The 16,815-nt window shown below is 50.7% G+C and carries 15 protein-coding genes and 2 pseudogenes; 6 read left to right on the top strand and 11 right to left on the bottom strand.

All coding sequences use genetic code 11. From position 1 onward, the window contains the following. A pseudogene (locus QZ311_RS07200) lies at positions 1–98 on the top strand (IS982 family transposase); the annotation flags it as partial. 127 nt (positions 99–225) lie between these two features. Here QZ311_RS07200 and metF read toward each other — a convergent pair. From metF to QZ311_RS07180, 4 genes are all read right to left on the bottom strand, one after another. Then, positions 226–1,179 carry a methylenetetrahydrofolate reductase [NAD(P)H] gene (gene metF, locus QZ311_RS07195; RefSeq protein WP_297066009.1) on the bottom strand — a complete coding sequence of 318 codons (954 nt, stop codon included), beginning with the start codon at positions 1,177–1,179 and terminating at the stop codon, positions 226–228. A 96-nt stretch (positions 1,180–1,275) separates the two neighbouring features. Further along, the gene (locus QZ311_RS07190; protein ID WP_297066006.1) at positions 1,276–1,923 is read right to left on the bottom strand and encodes a WbqC family protein; all 648 of its coding nucleotides are present in this window, start codon (positions 1,921–1,923) and stop codon (positions 1,276–1,278) included. Positions 1,924–1,953: 30 nt separating this feature from the next. Further along, positions 1,954–3,423 (bottom strand): signal peptidase I, encoded by a 1,470-nt coding sequence (lepB, locus tag QZ311_RS07185; RefSeq protein WP_297066004.1) that lies wholly within the window; start codon positions 3,421–3,423, stop codon positions 1,954–1,956. Between the two features lie 87 nt (positions 3,424–3,510). Further along, positions 3,511–4,302: a dihydrodipicolinate reductase C-terminal domain-containing protein gene (locus QZ311_RS07180; protein WP_297066001.1), complete on the bottom strand. Its 792-nt coding sequence runs from the start codon at positions 4,300–4,302 to the stop codon at positions 3,511–3,513. A gap of 303 nt (positions 4,303–4,605) precedes the next feature. Between QZ311_RS07180 and QZ311_RS07175 the strand changes: the two genes are divergently transcribed. From QZ311_RS07175 to QZ311_RS07155, 5 genes are all read left to right on the top strand, one after another. Then, positions 4,606–5,214, top strand: a complete 609-nt coding sequence (locus QZ311_RS07175; RefSeq protein ID WP_297066017.1) for an SIS domain-containing protein — start codon at positions 4,606–4,608, stop codon at positions 5,212–5,214. After that, positions 5,211–6,074 (top strand): hypothetical protein, encoded by an 864-nt coding sequence (locus QZ311_RS07170; RefSeq protein WP_297065997.1) that lies wholly within the window; start codon positions 5,211–5,213, stop codon positions 6,072–6,074. The genes QZ311_RS07175 and QZ311_RS07170 overlap by 4 nt, the downstream gene beginning before the upstream one ends. 58 nt (positions 6,075–6,132) lie before the next feature. Then, positions 6,133–7,149, top strand: a complete 1,017-nt coding sequence (locus QZ311_RS07165) for a hypothetical protein (protein ID WP_297065995.1) — start codon at positions 6,133–6,135, stop codon at positions 7,147–7,149. A 101-nt stretch (positions 7,150–7,250) separates the two neighbouring features. Beyond that, positions 7,251–7,730, top strand: coding sequence for a 6,7-dimethyl-8-ribityllumazine synthase (gene ribH / locus QZ311_RS07160; protein WP_123613811.1), 480 nt, complete (start codon positions 7,251–7,253; stop codon positions 7,728–7,730). A 50-nt stretch (positions 7,731–7,780) separates the two neighbouring features. Then, a complete protein-coding gene (locus QZ311_RS07155) occupies positions 7,781–9,061 on the top strand; it encodes a DUF2851 family protein (RefSeq protein WP_297065992.1) in 1,281 nt (426 codons plus the stop codon). A gap of 307 nt (positions 9,062–9,368) precedes the next feature. Here QZ311_RS07155 and recA read toward each other — a convergent pair. From recA to QZ311_RS07120, 7 genes and pseudogenes are all read right to left on the bottom strand, one after another. Continuing rightward, positions 9,369–10,406, bottom strand: a pseudogene (gene recA / locus QZ311_RS07150) (recombinase RecA); the annotation flags it as partial. A gap of 325 nt (positions 10,407–10,731) precedes the next feature. Beyond that, complete coding sequence (locus tag QZ311_RS07145) at positions 10,732–11,952, bottom strand: mechanosensitive ion channel domain-containing protein (protein ID WP_297065989.1); 1,221 nt, start codon at positions 11,950–11,952, stop codon at positions 10,732–10,734. After that, positions 11,937–13,418, bottom strand: coding sequence for a cysteine--tRNA ligase (gene cysS, locus QZ311_RS07140; protein ID WP_297066015.1), 1,482 nt, complete (start codon positions 13,416–13,418; stop codon positions 11,937–11,939). The genes QZ311_RS07145 and cysS overlap by 16 nt, the downstream gene beginning before the upstream one ends. 115 nt (positions 13,419–13,533) lie before the next feature. After that, positions 13,534–13,875 (bottom strand): DUF3467 domain-containing protein, encoded by a 342-nt coding sequence (locus QZ311_RS07135; RefSeq protein WP_297065986.1) that lies wholly within the window; start codon positions 13,873–13,875, stop codon positions 13,534–13,536. Between the two features lie 44 nt (positions 13,876–13,919). Continuing rightward, positions 13,920–14,657, bottom strand: a complete 738-nt coding sequence (gene ubiE, locus QZ311_RS07130; RefSeq protein WP_297065983.1) for a bifunctional demethylmenaquinone methyltransferase/2-methoxy-6-polyprenyl-1,4-benzoquinol methylase UbiE — start codon at positions 14,655–14,657, stop codon at positions 13,920–13,922. Positions 14,658–14,693: 36 nt separating this feature from the next. Then, positions 14,694–15,644 (bottom strand): phosphoribosylaminoimidazolesuccinocarboxamide synthase, encoded by a 951-nt coding sequence (locus tag QZ311_RS07125; protein WP_297065981.1) that lies wholly within the window; start codon positions 15,642–15,644, stop codon positions 14,694–14,696. Positions 15,645–15,844: 200 nt separating this feature from the next. Continuing rightward, positions 15,845–16,768, bottom strand: coding sequence for a hypothetical protein (locus tag QZ311_RS07120; protein WP_297065977.1), 924 nt, complete (start codon positions 16,766–16,768; stop codon positions 15,845–15,847). Positions 16,769–16,815 lie beyond the last annotated feature (47 nt).

Raw genomic sequence — 16,815 nt, 5'->3', positions numbered from 1 at the left:
CCAATGCCCTGAGTGCAATAGCTGCATATTGTTTCTTTCCAAAAAAACCGTCTATTTCACTGGAGTTCGTGTCGGACAATCAATTGACGTTGTTCTGATTTCTTATATCGAACTCACGTTAAAATAACAGACCTGTTATTCAATCGGCCCGGAAGTGACATTTGAGATTGTCGCTTCCTGTAACCGGGAATAACAGGTCTGTTATTTTTTTGTAATATCGTAGTCCTAATAGATTGCCTGTGCGATGCGGCGCACAGAGTCGGATGCCATAAGCGTGTAGAAATGAAGGCTGGGGACGCCATGTGCCATCAGGTCGCGGCATTGGGCGATGCACCATTCGATGCCGACTTCTTTAACCTGAGCGTCGGATTCGCATCTGCGCAGTTCGGCAGCGAGCGGTTCAGGGATTTCGGAGCGGAAAATCTTTGGGAGTACATTGAGCTGGTTTTTCAGCACGATGGGCTTTATGCCGGGAATGATGGGGACGGTTATACCGGCCTCACGGCAACGCTCGACGTATGCGTAGTATTTCTCATTGTCAAAAAACATCTGGGTGACAAGATAGTCAGCTCCTGCGTCAACTTTCTGCCGGGCATAGTAGATGTCGGATTCCATGTTGGGTGCTTCCTCGTGTTTTTCAGGATAGCAGGCCATGCCGTAGGAGAATGGAGTCTCATTGGCTTCAAATTTCTCACCGTCAGCATATATGCCGATGTTAAAATTGTTGACCTGTTGCTGGAGGTCGGTGGCATGGAGGTTTATCTTTGCGGGGTCGTCGGATTTTTCAGGCCCTTTTGTGTCGCCACGGAGCAGCAGGAGGTCGTGGACACCGAGAAAGTTAAGGTCAATCAGGGCATACTCCGTCTCTTCGCGTGTGAAACCCTTGCAGATGATATGGGGCACAGCATTGATTCCGTATTTATTCTGTATGGCCGAGGCTATGGCTACCGAACCGGGACGTTTGCGCATCTTCTGTGGGCGGAATGAACCGTCGGGCATCTCTTTGAATATCATTTCGCTGCGATGTGAGGTGATGTTGATGTATTTCGGTTCGAATTCGCGCAGCTTGTCTATGATGTTGTAGACTTTGAGAATGCTGTTGCCCTTGAGTGGTGGAAGAATCTCGAAGGAGAATGCCGTAGAGCCGGGATTGGATCTGAGGTGGTCGATGACTCTCATGGTGTTTATCGTTTTTTTGACGTTAGTTTATGTGAAATGTGTTGAATAGTGGGCGTAGAATGATAAAGATGAGGAGGGTGGGGGAAGTAGGTTTTTTCAGTCTGTCATGCCGGCTGCTTTGTCGAGATAGATGATGGCTTCCGGTCCGAGATTGAAGATGAGGTCGAGTACTGAAAGATTTCCGATAAAGCCGATTTTATCGGCACGTACCTGCCAGTATTGGGCGAAATCGGTCGCGTTGTTACTGTTTTCAGTAATGATTGACGGTGACTCGGGCCGTGATTCACCGGTCTCGGCAGCGACCGGCAATGGCAACATCAGTTTATGTCTGATCCACGTGTCCCATGCGTCGGAGAGATCTTTCAGAAGCGGAAAACGCTCCTCGACTCCGGCTGTGAGCATCGGGAGAAGCGAGTCGGCGTAATACTCGAAAAACGGTGTCCGGCCATAGGCGCTTTCGAGAGCTATGCGGTGTACATCCCACCAGTTGCCGTGGGTCGAGATTTCTATGTCGCCCCAGCAACATTGGCTGCTCTGCGGTTTGGCTATGGGGACTGTCAGTTCAAGCCTTCCGCGTGTGTCGGCAATCGCAAAGCGGTGGGTGACCTTGAACCGTTTGTCGAAACGTCTTTTCCAGTCAATGGCTGTGGCTTCGGCCACCCTGACATTAACATAGTGCTCCACTGACCCGCAGAAAACGGGAGGGAGCACTGTGATATTGCCGGTGATAGTTTGATTTTCCATCAGTTTCAGACGAGGATCAGAGACGGATGATTAATATTTATCGATGTTGGCTTCGCGGAAAATTCTGTTCCAGCGGATGCCGCCGTTAAGGAGTGACTTGTCCTTGTCGAACGAGATGAGCACTCTTTCGGGACGGCCGACGATGTGGTCCTCGGGTACGAATCCCCAGTAACGTGAGTCGAGCGAGTTGTCACGGTTGTCGCCCATCATGAAATAGTAATCCATCTTGAACTTATAGCTGTCCTGCGGTTGTCCGTTGATATAGAGTTTTCCGTCGCGGAATTCAGCGTCATGGTTTCCTTCATAGTCTTTGATTACGCGGCCGTAGATTTGCCATGCACGCGGACTCATCCTGAGGCTTGCACCTTTTTGGGGAATCCAGAGTTCGCCGTAATCGGCACGTGTCCAGTTTTCGCTTACGATGTCGGGATAGAGCGGTTCGCCTTTGGGAGCGGGCATCTTCATCAGTTTTGCGATGTTCGGGTTGCTGTTGAGGGCTTCAATCATGGCCGGGGTTAGAGGCGATGCGTAGATCGATGGTACAGATCCGTCGGGATTGACTGTGAAGCCGAGAGAACGCAGTCCGGGAACATCCTCGGGGGTTACAGGAACTTCGTGGCGGTCGTCGACAGAGATTCCGAGTTCATCCCAGTCGGCTTCCGACATGCTTCCGTTTTTCATCTGGAAGTAATAGTTGAACTGTACGTTTTCGGGCTGTTTCATGGCTTCGCCGTTTATGTAGATTACACCGTCGACGATTTTAATTCTGTCGCCCGGCAGGCCTACGCAGCGTTTCACATAGTTTTCTCTGCGGTCAACCGGCCTGTATATTACATCGCCGAAAGTCTGCGGATTATTGTAGATGGCATCACGGCCATACATTTTTACGAGCGTGTAGTAGTCGGGGTTCTGGACTTTGACGGCAACGGTATCGCCGGCAGGGAAGTTGAACACCACAATGTCGCCGCGCTTCACATTGCCGAATCCTTTAAGGCGCTTGTATTCCCATTGGGGTGAGTCGAGATATGACTTGGTGTTGATAATGGGAAATGTGTTCTGGACCAGAGGGAAGTGTACAGGTGTCATCGGGACTCTCGGTCCGTAGGCCATCTTGTTGACCCACAGATAGTCGCCGACGAGCAGTGACTTTTCGAGCGAGGAAGAGGGTATCTGATAGTTCTGCCCTATGAATGTAAAGACGAAATAGACGAGGATAAGGGCATAGACAATAGCGTCGACCCAGCTCATGACTGCGCGTACGGCAGGATTGTTCGAGTTTTTCCACCATGTCAGAGGGATGTAGCCTGTGATGTAGATGTCAAACAGGAGAAACCAGAAGATCAGCACCCACCAGCTTCCGAGCCATGCCACCCATAGAAAAAATAATAGCGACACGATTGCGAATCGTATCCAGCGTGTTTTGCGGTTGGCTTTGACGCGGCTGATAAAGTCGTCGGTAAAGCTTTTTGCATCCTGTCGGGAGTCGTTTGTCTTTGTCATTGAAGAATTCAGGTCTGGGAAAAGAGGATTGAAGTTTATGTTGCAGATGAGGAGAGAGGCCTGTTAATGTTTTTTCGGATTAGCCTCTCAGAGAAGTTCCTCCATCATTGTCTCGATAGAGAAGATGCCTTTGCGTCCGGCAATCCATTCGGCAGCCATGACCGCACCGAGGGCGAAACCGTCGCGGCTTTTTGCACGGTGGGTGATTGAGATGCAGTCAACGGCAGAATCCCAGTCGATTGTATGTGTGCCGGGGACTTCGCCTTCGCGGAAACTGAGCACGGGGAGAGCGTCGGTGTCCATGGCCGGTTTCTCGATTGTAGCCTCGATTTCCTGCGGGGTCATTGAAGCGTTGTTCTCGTCGATCCACACGATGCCTTCGTCAGCCCAAGAATTGATTCGTCCGTTCTCGGCGATGATACCTTCGGCAAGAGTGATGGCAGTGCCCGACGGATGGTCGAGTTTATGGACGTGGTGTGTCTCGTACATGTGTGGCATATATTGCGGAAGATGGCTCATGAGCGCCGCGAGCTTACGGTTGACGATATTGAAGATATTGACACCGATTGAAAAGTTGCTTGAGGCAAGAAGAGCGCCGCCGAGTTCGTTGACACGCTTCTCGACTTCTTCGCGGCGGGCTGCCCATCCGGTCGAACCGCATATCACAGGGACACCAGCGGCTGCGGCGCGCATCACATTGTCGGGGGCTGTCGCCGGAGTGGTGAATTCGATTGCAGCATCGGCTGAGGCGAATGCCTCGCTGTCGATGTCAGCGTTGTTGTTGACGTCGATAATCGAGACGATTTCATGACCTCGTTCGCGGGCTATGCGCTCAATCGCATGTCCCATCTTTCCATATCCTATTAGAGCGATTTTCATAATTTTATAATTAACATAAAGTGCAAAATTACAAAAAAATCCGTTTAGTTTGTAGGGTTAGGTTAAAATCCGTACATTTGCAGGGAGAAGCTCGGCTTACAGGCTTCCGGGAGTCGGTTTGCTTTTTCCTAAGTTGAATTTTTTCAGGGTTGTCCGGGACTGTGTTTTATTTCCGGAAAGTCGTTGCAACAACTTTTAGATGAAAATAAAGACAGTATCGGTAATCCGCTCCGAGTTTTTCAATAAAAGCACAATTTTACTAAGTTAGATAAGGTAACCCAAAAGTCAATGCATCAACTCAGTATAGAGGAGTCGATGAGGCAGATAGTAGAGGCAGAGGCCCGTGCGCTTCACGCGATTCCATACAGCGACGCCTACGACAAGGCCGTAGGGCTTATCCTCGAACATGTACACCGTCGCGGAGGTAAGCTTGTGGCCTCGGGCATGGGCAAGGCAGGGCAGATAGCCCTCAATATCGCGACGAAGTTTTCTTCGACCGGCACTCCCGCAGTGAGTCTCCATCCGAGCGAGGCGCAGCATGGCGACATAGGAGTGTTGCAGCCCGACGACATTTTGCTCCTTGTGTCAAATTCGGGTTCTACGCGCGAAGTCATAGAGCTCGTGACGCTTGCCCGGCGTCTCTATCCTGCAATTCCTGTAATAGCGGTTACGGGGCGTCCTGAAAGTGAACTTACGCGGGTCGCAGACGTTACACTTCTGACGGGTGGTGCTGAAGAGGTCTGTCCCTTGGGGCTTACACCGACTACTTCGACTACGGTCATGAGTGTCATTGGCGATGTGCTTGTGGTCAATGTCACCTGTCGGACAGGTTTTACCGCCGAGGATTATGCCAAGCGCCATCATGGCGGTTTCCTTGGTTTTAAATCGCGAAAAGAATCAGACAATATATGAACAAGGCTATTTATATCGGGGAACTGGCACTCAACGTTTCGCTGTGTGCCGACGGTCACGCCGACACAGGAGTGGGCGACTGGGCTGTTAATGCAGCCGTGCTTGACGGACAAATGGAGCTTCCGACCGTCTGGGTCGGAGAGGCTGCCGACGGAACTGTCGGAGACCATATAATTGACTATCTCCGTAAGGCGAACGTAGGTACGGAGTCCGTTGACCGTTTCTCGGAAGGAGTTAGCCCCGTGAGAGTGTTTGCCGGAAATGACACATCGACGGCCGTTGACCACAAGGATTATCCGAAAGAGCCGGTCAATGCTATGTGGCCTCACATTGACGAAGGCGACATTGTCGTCTATGGTTCATACATGGCGCTTGATAGCCGCAACCATTCCCGTATCATTGATTTGCTGAAACATGCCAAAAGCCGCAAGGCATATCTTGTGTATCTTCCATATTTCGAATGGCATCAGGTCCCGCGCATCACAAGGGTGATGCCGTCGGTTTTCGACTGCCTTGAACTCGCCGATCTGGTTGTGGCGCGGAATACAGAAATCGCAGCCATATTTCCTGACCATGATATTGATTCCATATTCAAGGACCACATACATTTCTATTGTCCACGTTTTCTCGATCTCGAACCCGAGGCTAAGATTATGCGCTTTTTCGAGGGTGACAAGAGCTGGACGAAAGAATGCCATCCGAGCGGCAACACTGAGTTTCAGTGGAGCGCAGGTGCGCTTGCGGGCATTGTCCGCGCACTGACTGAGGGAAAACGCGATGCCGACGAGATTATGGACTACGGAAACGAGACTGCCCACAGTGAGCTTGCCTCTGCCATCAGTCATCCCTGTGTGCATTGAAGCCACTAAACCGATAAGCGATTAAAAACAGACCACATTTCTGCATTAAAGAAAAAAGATGAAAGCTATTTCTCTTGAAGACGTTTTTGCCAAACCGACAACCGATATTTCTTCACTGCGTGCGCTCATAAGGCGCAACCGCTCGATGTCGGAACTGCGTCATGCCATAGGTGAGGTTGAATTCGATACAGCCTACGATTTTCTGCGTTCCACCGCGATTGAGATGGTGGGGAGCGGTGAAATCGACCGTGCGATACGGGGGCTTGAGGAAATAGACGCTCTGATTACCCGTTCGGGCGAGAACGACCGTCATCTGCTCGACATACATGCCGCATTGATGCAGATTCTGACGGCTCTGTTTATCGAAAAAGATGACATGGATTCGGCCATGTCGTCGGCTGCGTCGACGCTGACCCTGCTGTCGCAGGAGGCAAAGAGGAAAGACGAACCTTTCTTGCAGATACTCGGCGCTCTGCTCTATGACATCGCTTTTCTCCATACGCAGCGCAAGGAATACAAGCAGGCCGAGCGCGAGCTTTCGAAGGCTCTGAAGATTTACGAGCGTCTGGCCAAGACGAATCCGGAGCGCTATGCCACTCCCCATGTCATGGCTCTGAACGCCACTACCGCCACCTATCGCAACCGCGTGAAGCAGGCTGAACTGCTTGCCCACTATCAGGTGGCGACATCCACCTATCTCCAGCTTGTCAATTCCGGGGTCAGCGAGGCAACAGGACGACTCGTCGACTCAATTAAATCGGAGGGTGATACCCTTGCGCAGATGGGACGCCACAGAGAGGCAATGCAGTATTACAGCAGGGCATTGAAATATCTCACAAAAATAGAGCCTGAATTCACTCTGAAGCAGCTCCAGCTTTCAATCTCGCTCGGCGAGGCGATGCTGCGCGTCAATGCTATGAAGGAAAAAGGCATCCATCTGCTCAACACCATGCTCCACAAGGCTACTAAGATAAATGCGACTGATGAACACCGTCAGATTGTCGATATCCTGTTCAATGCCCGAAGTTCTTCTCTCGATATTCTCGGGCTGTGGCATAAGGTGTTCCCGAAGTAATTAAGTATAAATATCATTGCCATCCATCTGCGGGTAGGTAAGCTCGTGTTGATGAATGGCAGACTGAATAATCAATTTAAATCAACCCTGATAAATAAACAATGTCACAGTTCACACCCCAAAGCGCTCTCCCGAAACTTGAAGATGTAAGAATAGCGATAGCCGTGGCTGAATGGAACGGTCATATCACCTCTGCGCTACGCGACGGAGCTGTCTCGCTCCTTAAGTCAAACGGTCTTAAGGATGAGGATATCGCTGTCGTAAGCGTGCCCGGAGCCGTAGAGCTTACGTTTGCCGCATCAAAACTTATCGAAACCGGAAATTTTGACGCAGTCATTATAATCGGATGTGTCATCAAGGGGGATACTCCTCATTTTGACTATGTGTGTCAGAGTGTCACACAGGGCATGACTTCTCTGAATGCTGATTGCGACATCCCGGTTATTTTCGGTGTGCTGACTGTCAACGAGGAGCAGCAGGCTCTTGACCGTGCCGGCGGTGCTCTCGGAAATAAGGGTACTGAGGCGGCTGAAACGGCTCTCAAGATGGTGGCGCTCAACCGCGCAGTCGACGAACTTTAAGCAGCTCGGTTTCTTTCTCCTCGATTTCAAACGCTTAACCCACTCTCTCCATGGAGCGACTGATGCAATACGTGTGGCAGCATCGGCTGCTGGTGCAGACCGATCTTGTCACTGTGGACGGTCGCAGACTGTCAATCATAGACCCCGGTCGGCTGAACACCGATGCGGGGCCTGACTTTTTCAATGCAAAAGTGAAAATAGGCGACCATCTCTGGGCCGGAGATGTCGAAGTCCATGTCCGGGCGAGTGACTGGCATCGCCACCGTCACGACGGCGACAAGGCTTATGATTCGGTGGTGCTTCATGTCGTTGACCGTGACGACGCTCAGATATGCCGGTCGAACGGAGAGGTGATTCCTCAGATGCGCATGAACTGTTCGCCGGAATTCCACAGGCGTTACCATGAGCTTGTCGACCGTGCGGACATCGATCTGCCGTGTGCCCGTGAGATAAGGACACTCCCTTCCCTTCATCTCGCCGACTGGATTACGTCGCTTGCCTATGAGCGTATCTATTCCAAGGTTGACCATATAGAGAGCCTGATGAAGCAGTATTCGGGGGACTGGGAGCAGACGTGTTATGTGATTCTTGCTCGCGCGCTCGGTTTCAGCACCAATTCAGAGCCAATGGAGCGTCTGGCAATGTCGTTGCCCTTACATTTCCTCCGCAAGCACAGCGATTCGGATGTGGCTATTGAGGCGCTTATGTTCGGTCAGGGAGGTTTTCTTGAGAAAGCCCCGATGGCCGACCCTTATGTGGAGATGCTACATAAAGAGCACCGTTTTTTCGCACATAAATTTTCCCTGAAACCCTTGCAGCCGTTAGGGTGGAAGATGGCGCGGATGCGTCCCCACAATTTCCCTCACCGCCGCATCGCTCTCCTTGCACGGCTTATCGCAAATGACTCACGGCTTGTCAGCAGGATTATAAAGGCCGACGGACTTGAGGGGCTGCGGGCGGTGTTCAACGAGCCTCTGACGGGATACTGGGCAACTCATTTTACTTTCGGTCCGGGAAGTGAGCGCACATATGAATGTCTAAGCCGGAGTTCGGTGGACATACTTCTCATCAACGTAGCCGTCCCGATGATGATGGCCTATGGTATGAGGCATGGTGATGAGGCGCTCTGCGCCCGCGCGGTAGAGCTTCTGCATGAGATTCCCTCGGAGAATAATTCGATAGTGACATTGTTTCTGAACGCAGGTATTCCGTGTAAGGACGCGTTTACTTCTCAGGCGCTGATACACCTGCGGCGCAATTACTGCCAGACCCGCAAATGTCTCTATTGCCGTCTGGGCCATAGGTTGCTGGCCATGAAAGCCCGGCGCTGACAGGAGGACATGAAAAAATAAAAGCGCGCCCGATAAAATCAACCGTTTGATATTCTTTTATTATTTAAAATAAAATCAACCGTTTTTTTTACGGCTGATTTTATCGGGCGCGTTTTGTGTCTTGCCTTTATTGAGACAATCAGATGTCTTCTTCTATTGAGAAGTCGTCGGGAAGATCCTCGTCGTCAAAGAGAGTATCGTCGACGGCTTTCAGGTCGGCTGCTGTCGGTTCGTCGCTATCGTCGGCAGATGCAGAAGTTTCCTTGTCTTTTTTCTTTGGAGCTTCTTTCTTGCCGGAGCGGTTGTCCTGATTCTTTAATGCATCCATGATGAGGCCTTCAAGTTCGTCGGCGAGTTCGGGATTGTCCTGAATCACGCGCTTTGCGGCGTCGCGTCCCTGTGCGATTTTCGAATCGTTGTATGAGAACCACGAACCGCTCTTCTTGATGATACCGAGTTCCACGCCGAGGTCGATGATTTCACCGCTTCGCGAGATGCCTTCACCGAACATGATGTCGAATTCAGCACGCTTGAAGGGAGGTGCGACCTTGTTTTTGACAACCTTGACTTTCGTAAGTTTGCCAAGCACGTCGTCACCGTCCTTTATGGCTGTACTCGGGCGGATGTCGATACGCACAGAGGCATAGAATTTGAGGGCGTTGCCACCGGTAGTGGTTTCCGACGGGCCGAACATCACACCGATTTTCTCTCGAAGCTGGTTGATGAAGATACAGGTCGTGTTGGTGCGCGAAATAGTGCCGGTGAGCTTACGCATGGCCTGAGACATGAGTCGTGCCTGAACGCCTACATTCTTGTCGCCCATGTCGCCGTCAATTTCGCTTTTCGGGGTAAGTGCGGCCACTGAGTCGACAACAAGGATGTCGATTGCCGATGAACGTATGAGCTGTTCGGCTATCTCAAGTGCCTGCTCGCCGTTGTCGGGCTGCGCCATGAGGAGGTTATTGACATCGACTCCGAGCTTTTCGGCATAGAAGCGGTCAAAAGCATGCTCCGCGTCGATGATGGCGGCGATTCCTCCGGCCTTCTGTGCTTCGGCGATAGCGTGGATTGCAAGGGTGGTCTTACCGGATGATTCCGGACCGTAAATCTCGATTATACGTCCGCGCGGATAACCGCCTACACCGAGGGCGTGGTTGAGACCGATCGAGCCGGTCGGGATGACTTCGACGTTTTCGATATTTTCGTCGCCGAGCTTCATGATGGCTCCACGTCCGAAATTCTTCTCGATGTTGCCGAGAGCCTGTGCGAGAGCGTTGAGTTTGGCTTTTGCGGGATCGGTTTCCTTCTCCTTAGAAGCCTTTATGGTTGTTTCCTTTTTTGCCATAGATATTCTGTGTAGTTTATATTTCAATCATTAACATTGCAAATTTAACACCCCGAGCGGGCAACAGATGTGCACGGCTCGCGTAAAATTTGTTAATTACAATTTCTCCTGAATTTAATTCTGATTGCTAAGTTAGCTATTTTCGGAGAGTTGACAAAAATATTGGAATAAAATAAAAATTTTTCATTCTGCATTGAACCTTTTTAGACGTGACACGTTTTATAAGTACATAGCAAAATTACTTTTTCCATTGCAAGAAATGTGATAATGATTGGTTTATTATCTAAGCGAGAAGACGATGTGATATCATCTTCTCGTTTATTTTTTAGTTGTTTCTTGCAGTAGCGAGCATCGCGACGTCGCGTCCTGACGGAGCCTGATAAATTCGGAGTCCGAAACGGTGGACCGATGCAAGCACATGGTCTATGACCTGAGCCTGAAAATGTTCATAAGGCTTCCATGAAGTGAGCGAGGTGAAGAAATACAGTTCGAGAGGTATTCCCTCAGATGTCGGAGCGAGTTCGCGCACCATGAAGACCATGTTGTCGTCGGTCTTCATTTCGGGAAGCGTAGAGATATAGTGTTCGAGATATTTTCTGAACAGCGTCAGGTTGACGTGAGGACATGAGTGGTCGAGCTGACCCCACCATTCTTCTTTTTTAAGCTCACGCAAGGTCTCTTCGTCGCAGAATCTGACACTATTGACATCTATGGTCACTGCCCGGTTGATGCGTCGGCCGCGTGAATCGGTCATTCCACGCCAGTTCTGGAATGATTCGCTTACGAGCGCATAGGGCGGGATCGTGACAATCGTCATGTCGAAATTCTGGACTTTGACTGTCGTAAGTCCCACTTCAAGCACTGTGCCGTTTATGTTGCGGGCCGGGACTGTAATCCAGTCGCCGGGGCGTAGCATATCGTTCAGTGTCAGCTGCACGCCGGCCACAACACCCATAATCGAGTCTTTGAACACCAACATCAGCACCGTGGCGGCAGCACCCAAGCCGGTGATGACAGTCAGCGGATTCTTATTGGCGAGAATCGAGATGATGATGATGACACCGATTGACACCGATATTACCTGAAGCATCTGGCGTATGCCCTTAAGCGATGATGCCCGTCCCGACGAAGATTTCTCAATCAGTTCATAGACCGCAAGCAGGAAGCGGTTGATGAGATGGACTGCGACGCAGACTATCAGTATCCTGAATGTAAGCACGGCGAGGCTCTGCAATGTCGGATAGTAGGCCAGTCCGTCGGGGATGGTCGCCTGCATGAGCAGCACACAGGCGAGTTCGGCCACTACCCTGAGCAGACGTTCGTTGAACAGAATGTCGTCCCACTTGGCATCGGTTATGCTGACAAGTTTCAGCACACCCGGAATGACATATCGAGTGACGACGAAATATAGCAGCCACGCCAGCAGCAGAGCGCCGCCGGCAATCAAAAGAGTTGCGCAGAAGTGGAGCAGACTTTCGCCTACTCCCCAACCGCGCATTATTTCTGTGGCCCAGTCGAGATAACCGGCTATCAGCTTAGTTTCCACTCAGCACCGTCTTTTGTGTCCTTGACCGTAAATCCGATGGCTGCAAGGCGGTCACGAATCAGGTCGGATGTGGCCCAGTCCTTGTTGGCCTTTGCCTTTGCACGCATTTCAAGCAGGAGGTCCATTGCCTGCTCGAACGGACGCAGTGCCTCACCGTTGTCGCCGCTTCCGGCCATTTCAGTGCGCACTCCGAGTATGTCGACAAGGAAAATGTCGAACACGGCTTTAAGCTCGTCGATGTCGGCCTGTGTGGCTTTTGCGTGTCCGTCCTTCACCTGATTGACGAGGCGGAGCGCGTCGAAGAGGTTTGCGATGACAATCGGAGTGTTCATGTCGTCGTCCATAGCCTCGTAGCATTTGCGGCGGATATTGCTGACGTCGATTGTCGATTCGTCGGCTGGCGTAAGTTCCTGAAGTCTGCGATAGCCTTCGAGCATGCGTCCGAGCGCTTTTTCAGATGCCTTGAGAGCTTCGTTGGAGAAGTCGACAGTCCCGCGGTAATGAGCCTGCAGGATGAAGAAGCGGATTGTCATCGGCGAATAGGCCTGTTCGAGCAGCGGGTGAGTCCCGTTGAAAAATTCGTCGAGGGTGATGAAGTTGCCGAGCGATTTGCCCATCTTCTTGCCGTTGATGGTAATCATGTTGTTGTGCATCCAGTAGCGGACGGTGTCGTGGCCGTTGTGGGCAACGGACTGAGCTATCTCACATTCGTGGTGGGGGAACATGAGGTCCATGCCGCCACCGTGTATGTCGAAGGTCTCGCCGAGATATTTCTCACCCATTGTCGAGCATTCGAGATGCCAGCCGGGGAATCCTTCGCTCCAAGGCGACGGCCAGTGCATGATGTGTTCTGGCGCAGCCTTTTTCCAGAGTGCGAAGTCGGCCGGATGGCGTTTCTGGTCCTGTCCGTCGAGTGTGCGGGTGTTGGCGTAAAGTTCGTCGATGTTTCGGCCTGAGAGCTTGCCGTAGGGGTGCTCCTTGTTGAATTTGGGGACATCGAAATAGACCGAACCGTCGGAAATGTAGGCATATCCGCTGTCGAGGATTTTCTTGATGTATTCAATCTGTTCGATGATATGACCCGAAGCGTGTGGCTCGATTGAAGGGGGAAGCACGTTGAGAGCGTCCATTGCCTTATGGTAGCGGGTCAGATAGTGCTGAACCACTTCCATCGGTTCGAGCTGTTCAAGACGCGCTTTCTTGGCAATCTTGTCCTCTCCGTCGTCGGCATCGTGTTCGAGATGACCGACATCGGTGATATTGCGGACATAGCGCACCTTGTAGCCAAGATGGCTGAGGTAGCGGAAAAGGACATCGAATGTGATGGCCGGACGCGCATGTCCGAGATGTCCGTCGCCGTAGACGGTCGGCCCGCACACATACATTCCAACTTTCCCCTCATGGATAGGGGTGAAAAGCTGTTTGGTGCGGGTCAGTGTGTTGTAGATAGTAAAATTGTTGTCAATCATTTTTGTCCTGTTTATAATTCATAATGCATAATGCATGGTCGCTTTACGCGAGATTCCGCGTGAGCCTCCTATGCATTATGCATTATGAATTATGGATTATACGTTAAATGAATCAGGCTTTTCCACCCATGATGAATGGGTTGGGGATTTCGCCGTTTCCGCCGTTGTTGCCACCCATGTTTACGGGGCGCTTCGGACGGATTTCACCGAAAGTAGATTCATATTTCTTCACATTCTCCATAAGAGCGCCGAGGAGGTTCTTGGCGTTTTCGGGAGTCATGATGATGCGTGACTGCACCTTGGCCTGAGGCATGTTGGGGGCCATGGTGATGAAATCGATGAAAAATTCGTTAGCACCGTGGGAAATCACAGCAAGATTTGAGTAGATTCCACGAGCCACATCGGGTGTAAGTTCAATCTTTATTTCGTTGGGATTATTGTTGTTGTTTGACATAAGACTTTTGAGTTTATAAGGGTTTGTAATTTAATGGATTGTTGTCAGTTGGTCGAAGCTGTGTAGATTGTGCACGTCCCGAATGTCAGGGGCAGATAACGGCAGTCGGTCAGTCCGGCCTCACGCATAATCCGGCACATACGTTCGCGCTGTGGGACAGCTGCGATGGATTCCGGCAGATAGCTGTAGGCACGGGTGTCTTTTGACACCATTCTCCCGACAGCCGGTATCAGATAGCGCGTGTAGAGATTGTAGAACGGCTTGACGAGAGCTGACGAAGGAGTCGACAGTTCGATGACGACGAGCAGACCTCCCGGACGCAGGACGCGTTGCATCTCCTTGTAGCCGGCCGCCAGATTTTCGAAGTTTCTGACACCGTAGGCACAGCTTATGCAGTCAAACGAGTTGTCGGCAAACGGCAGTGCGAGGCAGTCGCCGGTCTGGAATGATATGCGCTTGTCGAGTCCGCTTTCAGCCACTTTCCTGCGGCCGATTTCAATCATCCCTTCCGAGAGGTCGAGTCCGGTGATTCTGGCATCGTCCATATCCTTTGCCATCATGATTGCGAGGTCTCCTGTCCCGGTGGCGATGTCAAGGACATCACGGTGGGCGACATCGCGCATCATCCTCACGGCGCGTCTGCGCCACAGGCGGTCGATGCCGAACGTCATCGCCCGGTTCATGAAATCATAGGCCGGGGCGATGGAGTCGAACATCTCGCGCACCTGTTCGGTCTTGTGGCGCGAATCGTCGGTGTAGGGATTGATTTTTTCTACTTGCACTTAACAGCTTTTTATAAAAAGAATTGGCCTGTGGGCTTACTGGAGATTTGTGAGGCAGTCGAGCACGTTTTTGGCGATGCGGTCTTCGAGATGTGCTTCGGGAGCTTTTTCGAATTTCTTGCCTGTGATATGCTCGTAAAGCTCGATGTAGCGTTCGGAAACCTCCTCGCAGAAGGCATCGGTCATTTCAGGAACCTGTTGGCCTTCCTTGCCCATGAAGCCGTTGGCCATAAGCCATTCGCGCACGAATTCCTTTGAGAGCTGACGCTGGGGTTCGCCCTTGGCGAGACGTTCCTCGTAGCCTTCGGCATAGAAGTAGCGCGATGAGTCGGGAGTATGGATTTCGTCGATAAGAATCACTTTGCCTTCGCGCAGACCGAATTCATATTTGGTGTCGACAAGGATGAGTCCCTTTTCAGCTGCCATTTCCGAACCGCGTTTGAAGAGGGCGCGGGTGTAGGCCGCCATTGTGTCGAACTGTTCTTCAGTCACGATTCCCTGAGCGATGGCTTCCTCACGCGAGATGTTCTCGTCGTGACCTGCATCGGCCTTGGTTGTGGGGGTTATGATGGGTTCGGGGAATGCCTGATTCTCTACCATGCCTTCGGGGAGCTTCACGCCACAGATTTCACGCATTCCGTTCTTGTAGTCGCGCCATGCGCTGCCTGCGAGATAGCCACGGATGATCATTTCGAGGCGGAGTCCTTCGCAACGGTAGCCGACGGTGACCATAGGGTCGGGCACGGCAATCTTCCAGTTGGGGACGATGTCGGCGGTAGCGTCGAGGAATGACGCTGCTATCTGGTTGAGGGCCTGTCCTTTGTAGGGGATGCCTTTGGGGAGGATTACGTCGAAGGCTGAGATGCGGTCGGTTGCGACCATGACAAGAAGGTCGTCATTGATGGTGTAGACGTCACGCACTTTTCCGTGATAGACTGCAGTCTGTCCGGGGAAATGAAAATCGGTGTTAACCAAAGTTGTAGCCATGAGTTGTTGTTTGGTATTGGTTGGGTTATATACTGAGGCAAAATTACAAAAAAATCGTCATAGCGTCAACACCATTTTATGGTGAGTTTGACCGAAACATTTAAATAATGATTAAAAACGGTCGGCTCTTGAGACATTCGCAGAAATGCTCTCAAGAACCGACCGGATATTTTTCAAAGTCTGAGGATGACTGGAGTAAATCAGAAGTTAATGCCTATGTAGGCACGGAATTCAGAGATTTTGTACTTCACTTTGTCTCCTTCTTTTGCTGTTCCATACCAATAGCCCTCATCTTCGTAATAATGATTGCCTGATTCCTCTTTATATTCATAATAGGCAATTGGCATCGCTTTATATTTGGCTTCTCCATTGCGGTGCTCGATTCCTAAAGAAAGTTTCTTATAGCTCAATTTCACACCATAGGAGCGGTAGAGATTAAATGCCCAGCTTTGTTTTAAATCATCTGATTCGCTGAATAGCAGACTGGATAAAGATGGGGTGAAATGATAGTAGAAAGATGCTTTCAGATTGTTGATGCTTCCTGAGAGGAATGAGAAGGGTGCAATAGTCACGGATGGTCCGAGGCCAATGCCCAAATCTATTTGGTGAGTGCCCAGATAGCTGTTTGAGTAATCAATGGGCTCATTATCTTGTCCCGGACGCCAGTCCCAGTTGAAATCAGGGCCTTCAGAGAAATTATGACCTTTTTCATAGTTAACATAATTGACTTCAAAGTTTAGGTCAAGTCCAATTTTTATAAGATTTGCAATAGGCTTTTTATGGAGATAGAATGTTTTTGCAAAACTGAAAAAAGCTCCGAAGCGCGCGTCTCGGTCCGGAAGGCCGACTGAGGATTGGTCAAGAGTTGTGTTTATATATCCTATAGAGAATGATTTTGGTCTTCCCCATATTGACTTTAGTTTATTATCTTTGGCAATTTGAGCCAGTTGGAGATTGTTTTGCTCTTTCTCAGCCTTGAGCAGTGCAATCTCATGGCGCAGAGAGTCTGCTTCTGTCTGTGGAGTTTGCAACTGTGAGTTCGGATTTTCGATGATGGCTGACGATGCGAAAATGTTGAAACTTGAGATAGCTATACCGATGGCAACTGTGTAATACCTTTTCATTTCTGACTGGTTATTTAGGTTATCTGACCTGTTATTTATTTGTGTCC

This window comes from uncultured Duncaniella sp. (assembly GCF_910578445.1).
In the GTDB taxonomy this organism is placed as follows: Bacteria; Bacteroidota; Bacteroidia; order Bacteroidales; family Muribaculaceae; genus Duncaniella.
This window is presented reverse-complemented; position numbering and strand designations above follow the sequence as displayed.

Bases quoted from the DNA above. Each gene is read 5' to 3' on its own strand.
- metF (WP_297066009.1), bottom strand. From the start codon at position 1,179: ATGAGAGTCATCGACCACCTCAGATCCAATCCCGGCTCTACGGCATTC.
- QZ311_RS07190 (WP_297066006.1), bottom strand. From the start codon at position 1,923: ATGGAAAATCAAACTATCACCGGCAATATCACAGTGCTCCCTCCCGTT.
- lepB (WP_297066004.1), bottom strand. From the start codon at position 3,423: ATGACAAAGACAAACGACTCCCGACAGGATGCAAAAAGCTTTACCGAC.
- QZ311_RS07180 (WP_297066001.1), bottom strand. From the start codon at position 4,302: ATGAAAATCGCTCTAATAGGATATGGAAAGATGGGACATGCGATTGAG.
- QZ311_RS07170 (WP_297065997.1), top strand. From the start codon at position 5,211: ATGAACAAGGCTATTTATATCGGGGAACTGGCACTCAACGTTTCGCTG.
- QZ311_RS07165 (WP_297065995.1), top strand. From the start codon at position 6,133: ATGAAAGCTATTTCTCTTGAAGACGTTTTTGCCAAACCGACAACCGAT.
- ribH (WP_123613811.1), top strand. From the start codon at position 7,251: ATGTCACAGTTCACACCCCAAAGCGCTCTCCCGAAACTTGAAGATGTA.
- QZ311_RS07155 (WP_297065992.1), top strand. From the start codon at position 7,781: ATGGAGCGACTGATGCAATACGTGTGGCAGCATCGGCTGCTGGTGCAG.
- QZ311_RS07135 (WP_297065986.1), bottom strand. From the start codon at position 13,875: ATGTCAAACAACAACAATAATCCCAACGAAATAAAGATTGAACTTACA.
- QZ311_RS07125 (WP_297065981.1), bottom strand. From the start codon at position 15,644: ATGGCTACAACTTTGGTTAACACCGATTTTCATTTCCCCGGACAGACT.
- QZ311_RS07120 (WP_297065977.1), bottom strand. From the start codon at position 16,768: ATGAAAAGGTATTACACAGTTGCCATCGGTATAGCTATCTCAAGTTTC.